Origin of the sequence: Nocardia flavorosea (genome assembly GCF_015477805.1) — a bacterium.
Classification (GTDB): domain Bacteria; phylum Actinomycetota; class Actinomycetes; order Mycobacteriales; family Mycobacteriaceae; genus Nocardia; species Nocardia flavorosea_A.
Window position 1 is genome coordinate 235,271 of the sequence record NZ_JADLQL010000007.1, and the last position, 13,842, is coordinate 249,112.

General features: G+C 68.1%; 17 protein-coding genes. 10 read left to right on the plus strand and 7 right to left on the minus strand.

The window, feature by feature from the left end; genetic code table 11:
• Positions 1-16: 16 nt before the first annotated feature.
• Together IU448_RS27145 and IU448_RS27150 are read right to left on the minus strand one after the other, a co-directional pair.
• A complete protein-coding gene (locus IU448_RS27145; protein WP_195058541.1) occupies positions 17-841 on the minus strand; it encodes an ABC transporter permease in 825 nt (274 codons plus the stop codon).
• A complete protein-coding gene (locus tag IU448_RS27150; RefSeq protein ID WP_195058542.1) occupies positions 838-1,821 on the minus strand; it encodes an ATP-binding cassette domain-containing protein in 984 nt (327 codons plus the stop codon). Before IU448_RS27150 ends, IU448_RS27145 begins: the two co-directional genes overlap by 4 nt.
• A gap of 107 nt (positions 1,822-1,928) precedes the next feature.
• On the opposite strand from IU448_RS27150, the gene IU448_RS27155 reads away from it, so the two are divergent.
• The 3 genes from IU448_RS27155 to IU448_RS27165 all read left to right on the plus strand — a co-directional run bounded on the left by IU448_RS27155 (position 1,929) and on the right by IU448_RS27165 (position 3,168).
• Positions 1,929-2,150 (plus strand): helix-turn-helix domain-containing protein, encoded by a 222-nt coding sequence (locus tag IU448_RS27155; protein WP_195058543.1) that lies wholly within the window; start codon positions 1,929-1,931, stop codon positions 2,148-2,150.
• Positions 2,151-2,714: a Clp protease N-terminal domain-containing protein gene (locus IU448_RS27160; RefSeq protein WP_195058544.1), complete on the plus strand. Its 564-nt coding sequence runs from the start codon at positions 2,151-2,153 to the stop codon at positions 2,712-2,714.
• 73 nt (positions 2,715-2,787) lie between these two features.
• Positions 2,788-3,168 carry a phage holin family protein gene (locus IU448_RS27165; RefSeq protein WP_195058545.1) on the plus strand — a complete coding sequence of 127 codons (381 nt, stop codon included), beginning with the start codon at positions 2,788-2,790 and terminating at the stop codon, positions 3,166-3,168.
• Between the two features lie 3 nt (positions 3,169-3,171).
• Here the strand turns inward: IU448_RS27165 and IU448_RS27170 are convergent, their stop codons facing one another.
• Positions 3,172-4,044, minus strand: a complete 873-nt coding sequence (locus IU448_RS27170; protein ID WP_195058546.1) for a 1,4-dihydroxy-2-naphthoate polyprenyltransferase — start codon at positions 4,042-4,044, stop codon at positions 3,172-3,174.
• A gap of 162 nt (positions 4,045-4,206) precedes the next feature.
• Between IU448_RS27170 and IU448_RS27175 the strand changes: the two genes are divergently transcribed.
• Positions 4,207-4,494, plus strand: a complete 288-nt coding sequence (locus IU448_RS27175) for a hypothetical protein (RefSeq protein WP_228814388.1) — start codon at positions 4,207-4,209, stop codon at positions 4,492-4,494.
• Positions 4,495-4,806: 312 nt separating this feature from the next.
• Here the strand turns inward: IU448_RS27175 and menE are convergent, their stop codons facing one another.
• Both menE and IU448_RS27185 read right to left on the minus strand, forming a co-directional pair.
• Positions 4,807-5,970, minus strand: coding sequence for an o-succinylbenzoate--CoA ligase (gene menE, locus IU448_RS27180; RefSeq protein WP_324188730.1), 1,164 nt, complete (start codon positions 5,968-5,970; stop codon positions 4,807-4,809).
• 295 nt (positions 5,971-6,265) lie between these two features.
• The gene (locus IU448_RS27185; protein ID WP_195058547.1) at positions 6,266-6,649 is read right to left on the minus strand and encodes a VOC family protein; all 384 of its coding nucleotides are present in this window, start codon (positions 6,647-6,649) and stop codon (positions 6,266-6,268) included.
• A gap of 87 nt (positions 6,650-6,736) precedes the next feature.
• On the opposite strand from IU448_RS27185, the gene IU448_RS27190 reads away from it, so the two are divergent.
• Positions 6,737-7,297, plus strand: coding sequence for a hypothetical protein (locus tag IU448_RS27190; protein ID WP_195058548.1), 561 nt, complete (start codon positions 6,737-6,739; stop codon positions 7,295-7,297).
• Positions 7,298-7,364: 67 nt separating this feature from the next.
• Here the strand turns inward: IU448_RS27190 and IU448_RS27195 are convergent, their stop codons facing one another.
• Positions 7,365-8,258 carry a 1,4-dihydroxy-2-naphthoyl-CoA synthase gene (locus IU448_RS27195; protein WP_195058549.1) on the minus strand — a complete coding sequence of 298 codons (894 nt, stop codon included), beginning with the start codon at positions 8,256-8,258 and terminating at the stop codon, positions 7,365-7,367.
• A gap of 97 nt (positions 8,259-8,355) precedes the next feature.
• Here IU448_RS27195 and IU448_RS27200 point away from each other — a divergent pair, with 97 nt between their 5' ends.
• From IU448_RS27200 to IU448_RS27220, 5 genes are all read left to right on the plus strand, one after another.
• On the plus strand, positions 8,356-9,012 hold the full coding sequence (locus tag IU448_RS27200) for a PaaI family thioesterase (RefSeq protein WP_195058550.1): 657 nt from the start codon (positions 8,356-8,358) through the stop codon (positions 9,010-9,012).
• Between the two features lie 190 nt (positions 9,013-9,202).
• The gene (locus IU448_RS27205; protein ID WP_195058551.1) at positions 9,203-9,649 is read left to right on the plus strand and encodes a DUF6918 family protein; all 447 of its coding nucleotides are present in this window, start codon (positions 9,203-9,205) and stop codon (positions 9,647-9,649) included.
• Positions 9,650-9,826: 177 nt separating this feature from the next.
• A complete protein-coding gene (gene menD, locus IU448_RS27210) occupies positions 9,827-11,458 on the plus strand; it encodes a 2-succinyl-5-enolpyruvyl-6-hydroxy-3-cyclohexene-1-carboxylic-acid synthase (protein ID WP_195058552.1) in 1,632 nt (543 codons plus the stop codon).
• Between the two features lie 230 nt (positions 11,459-11,688).
• Positions 11,689-12,297, plus strand: coding sequence for a TIGR03086 family metal-binding protein (locus tag IU448_RS27215; RefSeq protein WP_195058553.1), 609 nt, complete (start codon positions 11,689-11,691; stop codon positions 12,295-12,297).
• A 191-nt stretch (positions 12,298-12,488) separates the two neighbouring features.
• The gene (locus tag IU448_RS27220) at positions 12,489-13,169 is read left to right on the plus strand and encodes a GAP family protein (RefSeq protein ID WP_195058554.1); all 681 of its coding nucleotides are present in this window, start codon (positions 12,489-12,491) and stop codon (positions 13,167-13,169) included.
• 25 nt (positions 13,170-13,194) lie between these two features.
• Here IU448_RS27220 and IU448_RS27225 read toward each other — a convergent pair whose 3' ends face one another.
• Entirely contained in the window at positions 13,195-13,815 is a 621-nt protein-coding gene (locus tag IU448_RS27225) for a TetR/AcrR family transcriptional regulator (protein WP_195058555.1), read from the minus strand.
• Between the last annotated feature and the right edge of the window lie 27 nt (positions 13,816-13,842).

Sequence of the window (13,842 nt, forward strand, 5' to 3'; positions counted from 1 at the left end):
GGGTCCGGGGCGCCGCTCAGGCGCGGCGCATATACGACCGCACGGTCAGCGGTGCGAAAACCGCGACGATCGCCGCGGCGCCCACCAGCGACCAGACCATATGGATCCCGATATGCCCGGTGTTCATCAGCTCCCGGCAGGCCCACACCAGATGCGAGACCGGGTTGACGTCAATGAACGCCTGCAACCAGCCCGGCATGGTTTCCTTGGGGACGAAGGCGGGCGAGGCGAAGGTCAGCGGGAACATCACCAGCATCGAATAGCCCTGCACCGCTGAGGCTTTGTTCGCGATTACGCCGAAGAACGCCCAGATCCAGCTGGTGGCGAACGAGCAGACGACGACCAGCAGTACGGCCGCCGCCACACCCGCGACATTCGGCCGGTAGCCCATGATCAGGCCCATCACCACGGTCAGCACCGAGGCGATACCGTAGCGGACCATATCGGCGGTGAGTGCCCCGGACAGCGCCGAGATCCGCGCTATCGGCAGGGATTTGAACCGGTCGAAGACGCCTTTCTCCATATCCTCCTTCAGCTGTACTCCGGTGACCACCGAGGTCATCACCACGGTCTGCACGAGAATGCCCGGAATGATCACCGGCAGATAGCTCTGGACGTCACCGGAGATGGCGCCGCCGAAGATATAGGTGAACATCAGCGTGAAGATCACCGGCTGGATGACCACGTCGAAGAGTTGTTCGGGATTGTGCTTGATTTTGAGCAGGCCGCGATAGGCCATGGTCAAAGTGTTGTCCACGGTCCGGCGCAGGCCGATCCGTCCGGTCGGTCCGGGTACCGGCGGCACCGGTGTGGTGACGGGTTCGAGGAGGGTGGTGGTCATGCCGCTGTCCGTTCGGTATCGGTATCGGCCGGGTGGCCGGTGAGGGTGAGGAAGACCTCGTCGAGGCTGGGTTTGGTCACGCTGATCTCGTCCACCGCGATATCGCGTTCGCGTAACCGGACCAGTAGTTCGGTGGTGTCGTTGGGATCGGGCAGGGCGGCGGTGAGCCGGCCGGCCTCCGGTGTCGGCTGCGGTTCGCTGCCCAGTACTTCGGCGATGATCCGGCGGGCGGCGTCGAGTTGGGTGCTCACCGCGAGTGTGAGGTGCAGCGAGGATCCGCCGATCGAGGATTTGAGTTCGTCGGCGGTCCCGTCGGCGATCACCCGGCCGTGATCGATCACCGCGATGCGGTCGGCGAGCTGGTCGGCCTCGTCGAGATACTGGGTGGTGAGCAGCACCGTCGTACCGTCGCGAACGAGTTTGCGGATGGTTTCCCACATCTGGGCGCGGGTGCGCGGGTCGAGTCCGGTGGTGGGTTCGTCGAGGAAAAGCAGCGGCGGGGTCGCGATGAGGCCCGCGGCCAGGTCCAGCCGGCGGCGCATACCGCCGGAGAAATTCTTCAGCGCTTTTCCGGCGGCCTCGGTGAGTGCGAATTCTTCGAGGAGTTCGGTGGTCCGGCGGCGGGCCGCGGAGCGGCTCAGCCCGAGGAGCCGGGAGAAGATCATCAGGTTCTCGGTGGCGGTCAGGTCCTCGTCCACCGATGCGTATTGGCCGGTGACTCCGATGAGCGAGCGGACGACGGACGGTTCGCGCAGAACATCGTGACCGAAGACGTGCGCGCTGCCGTCGTCGGGCCGCAGCAGCGTGGCGAGCATGCGGATGGTGGTGGTCTTACCGGCGCCGTTCGGCCCCAGGACGCCGTAGACGGAGCCTTGCGGTACCGCCAGGCTCACTCCGTCGACGGCGCGCTGGGTGCCGAACACCTTGACCAGCCCTTTCGCCTCGATGGCGAGCGGCGCGGCCGATACGTGATTCGTCATGGGGGCCATGGTTGCTGTCCCGTCTTGCATGGGCCTTGCACGGCGATTGCGGCAGCCTTTCGTCAATTTTTGTTGACATCCGGTGGATCGTCAATCAAAATTGACATATGACGGAAGCAACCACATTGGCCGCGGCGGCGGGCAGCCCGGACCCCGCGGTGGGGTTACGGGCGGTGCTGGCGCTGCGCAGACTGCTGGACCGGCTCGAGGCCATCCAGGTCGGCAACGCCCGGGATCAGGGCTGGTCCTGGCAGGCCATCGCCGACGCGCTCGAGGTCAGCAAACAAGCGGTCCATCAGAAGTACAACCGGAAAGGCAGGAGTCGGTAGATGTTCGAGAGGTTCACCAAAAGCGCCCGGTCGGCGGTCGTCGCGGCCCAGGAGCACGCCCGGGAACTACGGTCGCCCGATATCCGCGTCGAGCATCTGCTGCTCGGTGTGCTGGAAGAAGCCGAACCGGAACTGCGCAGCATGCTGGAGCGCAACGGGATCGCCCACGATACCGCGCTGAACGAACTCACCGCCGCGGCTCGCGCCGAACCGCTCGGTGCCGAGGACGCCGCGGCGTTACGTTCCATCGGGATCGATCTCGATGCGGTACGCGAAAGCCTGGAAGCCACTTTCGGCGCCGACGCGCTCGATCGTGCCATCTCGCCGGAGGAATCCCGCCGCCTGCGCTTCGGGCATATCCCGTTCAGCCGCGAAGCCAAGAAGGCCCTGGAACTCGCGCTGCGGGAAGCCGTGGCCCGCAAGGACAAAACCATCGAGTCCGGGCATATCCTGCTCGCAGTCCTGCGCACCCCCACCCCCGCCACCACCGAACTACTCGGCGGTGCCGACGCCCTCACCGGGCTACGCGAGCAAGTCCATACCCACCTGGACCGCGCAGCCTGAACCGGCCGGCCCCTCGCCGCCGCAGGCGAGGCAAAGATACCTGAAACCGGCGCGGCTGTGATTAGCATGAGGAATGCAGCTTGTGCTCCGGTTGATCGGGACCGCATTCGCCATCTGGCTGGCCGCGTTGTGGGTCGGCAAAATCGAGGTCGTTTCCCCGCCGGATCAGGGCACCGGCGCGAAAATCGTTGTTCTGCTCGCGGTGGCGGTGGTGTTCACGGTGGTGAACGCCTTCGTGAAGCCGATCGTGAAACTGTTGTCACTGCCGTTGGTGATCGTGACCCTCGGCTTGTTCCTGCTGGTGATCAACGCGTTGATGCTGTGGCTCACGGCGTGGATCACCGAGGCCACCGACTACGGTTTGCGTATCGACGGTTTCTGGGCCGCGCTGCTGGGCGCGATCATCATCACCATCGTGAACTGGGCTATCGGCATCATCCTGCCCGACGACTGAGGCTCAGGCGCCGAGGCCCAGGGCCAGGGCGCTCAGAGCCGACCAGGCCAGCATGGCCAGACCCGAATCGCGGAGGGCAGGGATCAGCTCCAGTCCGTCCTTGCCCGTCCGTACCGGGGTGTTGGCGCGGATCGCGAGGGGAGCGGCCAGCAGTCCGGCGAGCGCCCATGGAGTGCGGGCGACGAGAATCAGGGTCATCAGCAAAGGCGCCGCCAGGAGCGCCAGATGTAACGTGCGGGTTCGGGTGTCGCCTAGTTTCACGGCGAGGGTGGTTTTCCCGGTTTCCGTATCGGTCGGGATATCGCGCAGGTTGTTCGCCACCAGCACCGCGCAGGAGAAGGAGCCCACCCCGACCGCGAGCGCGAGCCCGGCCCAATCGATTCGTTCTGCCTGGACGAACTGGGTGCCGAGAACAGCCACGAGTCCGAAGAACACGAAGACGGCGATCTCGCCGAAACCGCGGTAGCCGTACGGTTTGCTGCCACCGGTGTAGAACCAGGCGCCGGCCAGGCAGACTGCGCCGATCAGGACGAGCCACCAGGCCGAGAAGGCGGCCAGGACCAGGCCCAATACCGCGCCCAGGGCCAGGCTTGCCACAGCCGCGCCGCGGACCGCGGCGGGAGAAGCCGCACCGGAGCCCACCAGGCGTAGCGGGCCGACACGTTCGTCGTCGGTGCCGCGTATCCCGTCGGAGTAGTCGTTGGCGTAGTTCACCCCGATGATCAGCGCCATCGAAACGCCCAGCGCCAGCAGCGCTTTCCACCAGACCGCACCGTCGATGGCGGCCGCGGCGCCGGTTCCGGCGATAACGGGGGCGATCGCGTTCGGCAGAGTCCGGGGCCGGGCGCCCTCGATCCATTGTGCTGCGGTAGCCATCCTCGCAGCCTAATCCGCGCGACCGGGGCAAGCGCATCCGCAGACCGTCGCAACGGTACTTGCCCGATCGGGCGTTCGGGGGCATTCTCGAGATCGTTGGACTGATCTTCCTTTCGGCGGGTAGTCGCTCGCCGAGGCCACAACGGAGGAGAGGAGCCCACCATGGCGGAGCGCAAGCTTTCCCGGACGGCCGAACCAGGCACTTTCGGGGAGATGTCGGAGGCCGACCGTGCCGAACAGGACGCACCGGCCTATCCCGACGACGCCCCGGACACCGATATCGATCCGCGTTCGGTGCCGGACGACATCCCGGTTCCGGAGGATGCGGTGCCGTCTCCGGTCAGTACCCGGGATGTGTGGCACGCCGATCCCGTCGATATCGCCGAACAGTCCATCCCGGTACCCATGGGCGACGACTACGACGATGCCTACGCCGACGAGGAGCCCTGAACGGGCACCGGAGCGGCCGAGCTGTGCCGTCCCCGTCCGCCTGAGCCGCCGATACAGGCCGACGGCGGGCCGCGTTGCATGTAACCGGGCACAGCCGGCAGCGTCCGGATGGCGACGCCGACTTCCGGGGTCGGTGCACGTTCGCGACGCGTGGAACAAGATCCCCGGGCACCCCACACTCTCGACGGGCTCGTCAGGGGTCCGCCGGATGTTCGGCCGGGCGTCGAGATATCGGCCGATGCCGCACCGCAGCACCTGGAGCCGTGTGAGCCGGCGCGCTTCAGCTCGGTGAGCGGTGCGTAAGCGGTCCGTTCAGGACACCGAACCCGCGAGCAGGTATTTGCGGAGTCGGGCGCGGTCGGGTTTCCCGGGGCCCAGTAGCGGGATGTCGTCGACGAGCGTGAGTTCGCGGGGCGCCGCGGCGGCGTCCAGTTCGGCCAGCACGTGGTTGCGCAGGTCGTCCAGCGTGGGTGCGGCACCCGGTGCCGGTACCACCACGACGGCGACCCGTTGCCCGAGGCGTTCGTCGGGCAGGCCCAGGACCACACATTCGGAGACGGCGGGGTGGGTCGCCAGGACTGCCTCCACGACCTGAGGTATCACCAGCAGTCCGCCGGTGGAGATCGCTTCGTCCAGCCGGCCCTGTACGTGCAGGACCCCGTCGGTGAACACGCCCGCGTCGTCGGTGCGGAACCAGCCGGGTTCGGCGAAGGCGGGATGGTCGGGCATGTTGCGGTAACCGGCGGCCAGCATATCGCCGCCGAGCAGGATACGGCCGCCTTCGATACGGACGCGGGCACCGCGCAGCGGGACACCGTCGTATACGCACCCGCCGCAGGTTTCGCTCATTCCGTAGGTGCGCACGATATTGATACCGGCGTCGCGGGCCCGCTCGTAGAGCGGTAGCGGGGTGGCGGCTCCGCCGATCAGCACCGCGTCCAGTTCGGCCAGTGCGGCGGTCGCGGCGGGCGCGTCGAGCACCTTGACCAGCTGGGTCGGCACCAGCGAGGTGTAGCGGCGCTCCCCGCGCATACCCGCGATCGCCCCGGCGAGGGCTTCGGGCAGGAAACCGCCGGAGACGTCCACAACGGTGGTTTCCGTATCGGCGAGCAGCGAACGCAGCAGGACCTGCAGGCCGGCGATGTGATGGGTGGGCAGCGCCAGCAGCCAGCTGCCCGGGCCACCGAGCCGTTCGTGGGTGGCATCGCCGCTGGCGCGTAAGGCGGACGCGGTGAGCATGGCGCCCTTCGGTACGCCCGTGGTCCCGGAGGTGGTGACGACCAGCGCGATATCGTCGTCGATCGGTTCGCCGGGCGCGAGCGCGTCACTCAGCCGGTGCGCTTCGCGCCGATCGCTGGCGGGCACCGGCAGCCACGCGGCCGAACCGCTTCCGTCGAGCACCTGCCGCAGGTGCGGGAGTACATCGCTGACTCCGCCGCCGGTGGGTATGGGCAGGGTACGCAGGGTTTTCGTCACGGCCACGCCTTGCCGGCGGAAAACCGGGAAACCATGGTGCGCTCGCTGTACTCGCTCACGGCTGCGATGGTGTCACGTCGGCCGGTCCGTGGACAGCGGGGGACGGTGCTGCCGGTGCAGAGCGCCGGAGCCGGGTGATCGGATGAGGCTGGGCCAGGCATGGAACTGCGATTCACTCGTCGGACGGTACGAAAGCGGTCGCACCGGGCGTCGGTGATCGGGCGGCCATCCGATCGTATCGTCGCGCGCAGGGCCCTGGGTTGGCAACCCGGTAGAACCCGGAGCCCGGTCCCGGTCAGCGGTTGTCCCGCCGCAGCGGATGCTCCTCCGGTATCTCGACCAGCACGATCGGCACGCCGTCGGGATCTTTCAGCCACATCTCGATCAGCCCCCAGGGTTCGGTCACCGGGGCTCGGTCGATCGCGACCCCGCGCAACGTCAACTCGACCGCGACGGCACCGAGGTCACGTACCTGCAACCAGATCGCTCCCGCGAACCCCCGCGGATCGGTAGCCGCGCCGCCGTGCCCCGCGACCTCGATCAGCGACTGCCCGGCAAAGAACACCGTGCCGCCCGGGTACTCCCGGAAAACGGCCAGACCCAAGGAGTCCCGGTAGAAGGCGAGGGTGGTCGCATAGTCGCGCGGGCGCAGAATGATCCGGCTGCTGAGGATATCCACCCTGACCAAGTGTAGGGGCGCCACCGCGGGTGTCGCGGGACCCGCCCGCCGATGCCGCGCCGCCGCGTTTCGGCGACAATCGGCCCCGTGACGCTCTACCTGCCCGACCTCGCGGAGATCAGGGCCGTTGCCCTGCGCGCACCGTTGCGTAACTGGCATCCGAGCGCCAGGGACTGGCTTCTCGGCAAGCTCGACCAGCCGTTGGACGATTGGGACACGCGAGCATTCCTGACGGTTCCGGGCATCGTCTGGACGGTCTCGAGTGACACCTGCGCGACCGGGCGGCTCAGCGCCCCCGAGAACGTGACATACGACCACCGCTACCGCGAATTCGTGTTCCGTCAGCCTCGTGACGAGGAGGAACTCGCGGCGATCATGAGCGCCGACTCCGAAGAGGTGTTCGGCTGCTACCGGTTCGACGGCCTGAACCGCTGGACGTCACTGAGCGTCGCCGCCTGGGCCGAGGACAAGGAGGTCATCGTGGGATACCTCCGTCATATCCTCGCCACCGGGGGCAACTCGGAGATCCTCGACTGCCTCGGGCAGTACGAGGCGTATCTGTCCAGTGCGGAGTTCGATACCTACCTCCACGATTTCGGACAGCATCTGGCCACCCGCGAGCGCGGGGGCGGTGCAGCCGGGCCGTGATGGGCTTCTCACCGGCCGGCTGCCCCGCAAGCCCGATAGCAGTCACCGAACTCCGGAACGGGCCGATTCAGAAGTACCAGGGGTAGGGCGACCAGTCGGGGGCGCGTTTCTCCAGGAAGGAGTCGCGGCCTTCGACGGCTTCGTCGGTCATATAGGCCATCCGGGTGGCTTCACCGGCGAAGAGTTGCTGGCCGACCAGTCCGTCGTCGGCGAGGTTGAAGGCGTATTTGAGCATGCGCTGCGCCTGCGGCGATTTTCCGTTGATCGCCGCAGACCATTCGAGGGCCACGTCCTCGAGTTCGGCGTGGTCGACGACGGCGTTCACCGCGCCCATGGCGTGCATTTCCTCGGCGGTGTAGGCGCGGCCGAGGAAGAAGATCTCGCGGGCGAACTTCTGGCCCACCAGTTTGGCCAGGTAGGCGCTGCCGTAGCCGCCGTCGAAACTGCCGACGTCGGCGTCGGTCTGCTTGAACCGTGCGTGTTCGCGGCTGGCCAGGGTGAGGTCGCAGACCACGTGCAGGCTGTGTCCGCCGCCGGCGGCCCAGCCGTTGACCAGGGCGATCACCACCTTGGGCATGAACCTGATGAGCCGCTGCACCTCGAGGATGTGCAACCGGCCGGCGCGGGCTTTGTCCACCGTCTCCGCCGTGTCTCCGCTGGCGTACTGGTAGCCGCTGCGGCCGCGGATCCGCTGGTCGCCGCCGGAGCAGAAGGCCCAGCCGCCGTCCTTGGGGCTCGGTCCGTTACCGGTGAGCAGGATAGCGCCGACGTCGGAGGTGGTACGGGCGTGGTCGAGTACCGCATAGAGTTCGTCGACCGTATGCGGCCGGAAGGCGTTGCGCACTTCGGGACGGTCGAACGCGATCCGGACGGTGCCCTGTTCGGTATGCCGGTGGTAGGTGATATCGGTCAGGCCCTCGAACCCGGCCACGTCGCGCCACAGCGTCGGATTGAACGTCATGGGGGTGATTACACCAGGCCCGGTGGTGCCGCGTTGACTTCACCACAGTTCGGCCGAATTGTTTGGACGCCGTAAAACCCCGGGTTACGGTGCTTGTATGACCGAGCAGACCCGACCGAGGATCGACGAAAGCGCTGTCGACGAGGATCGGTACGAGCGGCACGGGGGTTTTCCGAAGATCACCCCGGCCCAGGTCGGCCCGGAGTTCGGTGAATTCGTGGCGGGGATGCGCACCCTGCAGGACCTGACGGTTTCGGTGGACGCCCCGGACGAGGTCTATCGCGAAGCCCGCGATCGGGTGAACGCCCTGATCGAACTGCTCGAACCGTATCGGGCGCCGGAACAGCAAGGCCCCGCCGGCCGGGCCGTGGAGTTGCCCGGGCGCGGCAGCCTGCTCCTGCTGCCCTGGAAGACGGTCTCCGCCGGCCCGGACGGCATCGTGATGAAAGGCGTGTTCCGCCGCTATCACCTCGGCGGGAACTCGGCCGCGCACGGCGGCGTCCTCCCGTTGCTGTTCGACGACCTCTTCGGGATGACGGTGCACTATGCCGGGCGTCCGATCAGCCGCACGGCCTTCCTTCATGTGAACTACCGGAAAGTGACTCCGCTGGATACCCCGCTGACAGTGCGTGGCCGGGTCGAGCGGATCGAGGGCCGGAAAACCTTCATCAGCGCCGAACTGGTCGATGAGGAGGGCACCGTCCTGGCCGACAGCGAGGGTCTGATGGTGCAACTGCTGCCCTGGCAGCCCTGACCCGTCCGGCCGGCCCGGAGCCGATCGGCCGAGGTGGTCCCGGATCGCCTACCGCCGCACCTGTTTCGGTCGATTGTCCAGTACTGCTCCTGTGCTCCGTAGACAGTTACGGGCGGAAATGCATTCGTGTGGGCGATGCGTATAGTTGCGTTGCCCGTCCATACGAGTACTGATCCGGAGGATCCTTAAATTGGTTGCAGCACTGTCTGAATCCCTGCTCGACGAGGCTACGCGCCCGGCCTTTCTCGCCGACGCCGTCCAGGTCCTGGACGCCGAGGTCTCCGATAAGGGCGGTGCCTCGGGTCTGGCCGTGAAGGGTGGGTACGCGGCGGTCAAGAAGATCAGCCCGTCCATCGTTCCCGACGCCCTCGAATCGCTGGCGCCCAAGCTGCTCGAGCAGCTCGAGCCGTACTGGAACGAGTACAAGGCCGGCGCGGCGGGAAGCTTCGGCGAACTGCTCGCCGCCAAGGGCGACGAGGTGGCCGAGGCCCTGCTGACCGTCACCGATGCGCGTGCCGCGGCCTCCAGCCGGCCCGCTCTGCAGAAGGTGTACAACTCGATGCGTTCCTCGGCCAAGAAGAACGTCATCGAGGCGCTGCCCCGCGTCGGCGACCTGGTGCAGAAGCACGCCGGATAACGATCCGCGCGTAGCGTTTCGGCCGCGTGTACACGCGGCCCGTGGGGGCCTCGACGACGAGGTCCCCAACGGGGGAGTTCCAGGGGGTTCGGGGAGCCGGTCGCCGTCCGGGACCGGCCTCGCCGATGTGAGCAGGGTGACGCAGACGCGGCGATCGGGGTCTGACAGTCTGGAGTCGTGAATCCGTCAACTGCGCAAGCCCGGGTGATCGTCGACGAACTCACCCGCGGCGGGGTGCGGGAAGTGGTGCTGTGCCCCGGTTCGCGTAACGCGCCGCTGGCCTTCGCGCTACAGGCGGCCGATGCGACCGGCCGGCTGCGGTTGCATATGCGCGTCGACGAACGGACAGCCGGATTCCTGGCGGTCGGTCTCGCCATCGCCTCGGGCGCCCCGGTACCGGTGGTGATGACCTCGGGCACCGCGGTCGCCAATCTCGGACCGGCGGTCCTGGAAGCCAACTACGCACGGGTCCCGCTGATCGTGCTCAGCGCCAATCGGCCTTACGAAATGCTCGGTACGGGCGCGAATCAGACGGTCGAGCAACTCGGCTTGTTCGGCAGCCAGGTCCGGGCGACCATAAGCCTCGGGCTCGCCGAAACCGAGTCCGGCCCCGAGTATCCACGGCAGAACAGCGTGTGGCGGTCGGCGGTGTGCCGGGTACTGGCCGCCGCGCGGGGGACGCGTTCGGGCAACGCGGGTCCGGTGCATTTCGATATCCCGCTGCGGGAACCGCTGGTCCCGGAGCCGGGCGCCGCGGAGTTCACCCCCGCCGGCCGCGGCGTGGACCAGCCGTGGACGGCCACGCAGTACGCCACCCTCGACGTTCCTCTCGAGATCGACCTCACCCCGGATACCGTCGTCATCTCCGGTCACGGCGCCGGACTGCGCGAGGAGCTCGCCACCCTGCCCACGGTGGCCGAACCCACCGCACCTGTGCACGGCCCGGCCCTGCATCCATTGGCGCTGCCGTTGCTGAAACCGCGGCAGGCGATCATCACCGGCCGCCCGACCCTGCACCGGCAGGTGTCCAAGGTGCTCGCCGACCCCGAGGTGACGGTGTACGCGCTGACCACCGGCCCACGCTGGCCCGATGTCTCGGGCAATGTGGTCGGAACCGGTACGCGCGCCGTGACCAGCGGTGCGCCGACCGCGCAGTGGCTGGACCGCTGCCGGGAACTGGATCGGCGGGCCCGTGCCGTGGTGCGTGACGAACTCGCCCGCCATCCCAAACCCACCGGACTGCATGTGGCCGCGGTGGTCATGGACGCGCTCCGCGACGGCGATCAGCTGCTGCTGGGCGCATCGAATCCGGTACGTGACGCCGCGCTCGTCGCGGCGCCGAAACCGGGTGTGCGCGTGCTGTCGAACCGGGGTGTCGCGGGTATCGACGGAACGGTGTCCGCCGCTGTCGGCGCCGCGCTGCATCATCGCGGCCGGACGATCGCCCTGATCGGTGACCTCACCTTCCTGCACGACGCGTCCGGCCTGCTGATCGGTCGCGGTGAACCCCGACCCGACGATCTCACCATCGTGGTCGCCAACGACGACGGCGGCGGTATCTTCGAACTCCTCGAACAGGGTGACCCCCAGTACGCCGGTGTTTTCGAACGTGTTTTCGGCACCCCGCACGGAATGGACCTCTCCGCACTGTGCGCGGCCTACCGGATCCCGCACCGGCAGGTCGGGCCGGGCGAGCTGGCCGCCGAACTCGCGGGCAGCGGTTCCGGCTTCCGGGTGCTCGAGGTGCTCACCGATCGCTCCGGGCTGCGCGAGCTGCATACCGCGGTCCGCGCCGGAATCGATTCCTAGGCGGCCGGCCGGCTGAGTCCGGATGAGATCGGACCGCCCACCGGCCCGGCGCAGCGGTGCCGCCGGGGACGGCCGCAGGGTCGCCCGGGTGCTGGTTCCCTCACGACATTCTCGCCGCAGGGTCCAGGGAGAGTCGAAATGCTTGTCGACGGACTGTGAGTCCGGCCGGCGATGAGTTTGTGTCTGCGGTCTCGTCACAACAAGCAGCAGCCCTGGATCGAGGAGACCGTATGCACCCCGAGTTCGACCTGTCGCCCGCGGCGGACGCGCTGGCCGATATCGTCACCGCGATCGACGACACCCGGCTCGACGCGCCCACGCCCGCCGATATCCCCGTCCGCGCGCTGATCGAGCACGTGCACGGTTTGGCGGAAGCGTTCCGCGCCGCGGCCACCAACGAATCGCTCGGTGCGTCCGCCGCACCCGAATTCGGCTCCGGTGCCACACTGCCCGCCGAGTGGCGGACTGCCGTCCCGGCGCGGTTGCGTGCGCTGGCGCGGGCCTGGCAGGAGCCCGCAGCGTGGGAAGGAGATACCGAAGCGGGTGGAGTGACGATGCCGGCGCCCGTGGCCGCCCGGGTCGCGTTGGACGAGATCGTCATCCACGCCTGGGATCTGGCGCGCGCCACCGGCCAGGAACTGAAAGTCGACGATGCCGATCTGGCCGTGTTGCTGGAATTCCTGAAAGATACGCCCGTGGAGGGCACCCCCGGCCTCTTCGGCCCGACCGTGCCGATCGGCTCCGCGGCACCGGTATTGCATCGAGTACTGGGATTCACCGGGCGCGACCCATTCTGGCTTCCCCGGCACGGCGATTCGGCGAAACGCGCCGCAAGGTAAGCCGGGCCGGGCGCGCGACCGCCCGAATTCGGCCGTAATTCGCAGATACCCACAGACCGGCGGCGTCGGCGGCGAGGAACGCGTCTGTATTCCGGTCACTGCGTCCGGCGGGCGGGTCCCGCGGTGCGGTCGTGACCGGGCTGCCGGTGGCGCGCGGATACCGGGGTCCGACGGCGTAGGCTGGCGGCGCCATGGTCGCTCTACTGCTCGCCCTCGCCGGGTTCGCGTTCATTGATTCGCTAGATCTGCTGCTGGTAGGGGTTACCGCGGCGATCGTCGTGGACAGCAGACTCGCCCGGAAATCGCCGGTACCCGGCGGGGCGAGTTTCATTGCCGGGGTTTTCGCGGTCACCACCACATTCGGGCTGCTTGCGGTGCTGGGTATCGATTTCCTCACCGATCTGGTGGATTTCGAGCTCACCCCGACGATGCGCACCTGGGGTGCACTGGGTTTCGCGCTCGTATTGCTCGTGATCGCCGCCGTGCCCGCCGGTGCGCAGGCCGAACCGCCGGCGTGGACGGTGACCATCCGGCGTCGCCCCTGGCTGCTCGGTATGGCGGGGATGGTGATCGGCCTGGCGCAGGCGCCGACCGCGATTCCGTACCTGGCCGGGTTGGCGTTGATATCGGCCCGGGATCCGCTGCCGTCGGTGTGGCCGCTGATCGTCATCGCCTATTGCGCGCTGGCATTGCTGCCACCACTGGTGGTTCTCGCGCTGGCCACCCGGCGCACGACGGCTGCCCAGCGGGTCTACCGGACCGTCCTGCGCACGGTGACAACATATGGTCCGCTGTCGGTGCGAATCGTCTTCGTACTGCTGGGGCTGGGCCTCATCGTTGCCGTGGCCCTCGACTACGAGCACCTCTGGTGAATCGGGCCGGGCGGTACGCCGGCTGTCATGTTCCGGTGTGGACGAAAACTCCGGCTGCGGCAGCGGCCGTCGCGCCCTCGGCCGTGGTGCGGACGGCGTGCTCGTCGATGGCATCGCCGCTGGCCAGCAGGCGGTAGTACAGCGGGCCCGAAACGGCGGTGAGTACCGCGCGCGGATCCGTGCCGGGCGGCACCTCGCCCCGGCCGACGGCGTCGCCGATACAGGGCGACCATTCCGCGAGCCGCACATCGTAGAACTGGTGGAGAGCGGCGGCCGCGGCCTCATCGCAGGCTGCCGCGGCGATCACCGCGCGGAAGAGGCGGCCTTGCCGGGGATCGGTGAGAGTTTTCGCCACCAGGCGGGCGTTGGCTTCGAGATCGCCGCGCAAGGTGCCCGTATCGGCGCGCGGCAGCGACTGTTCGGCCATATCGACGAGCAGGTCGGCGATCAATCCGGTCGGCGTGCGCCAGCGGCGGTAGACCGTGGTCTTCCCGACTTCGGCCAGGGCGGCGACTTCGGCGAGGTCGAGTCTCGCGAAACCTTTTTCGGCGAGCAGATCGCCGGCCACTCGGAGCACCGCCGCGCGCACGCGGGCGGTGCGACCGCCGGGGCGAGCTGATCCGGGACCGGCTTCTCCTGATGTCATAACGGGACTCCAGTTTCATTTGTGGGC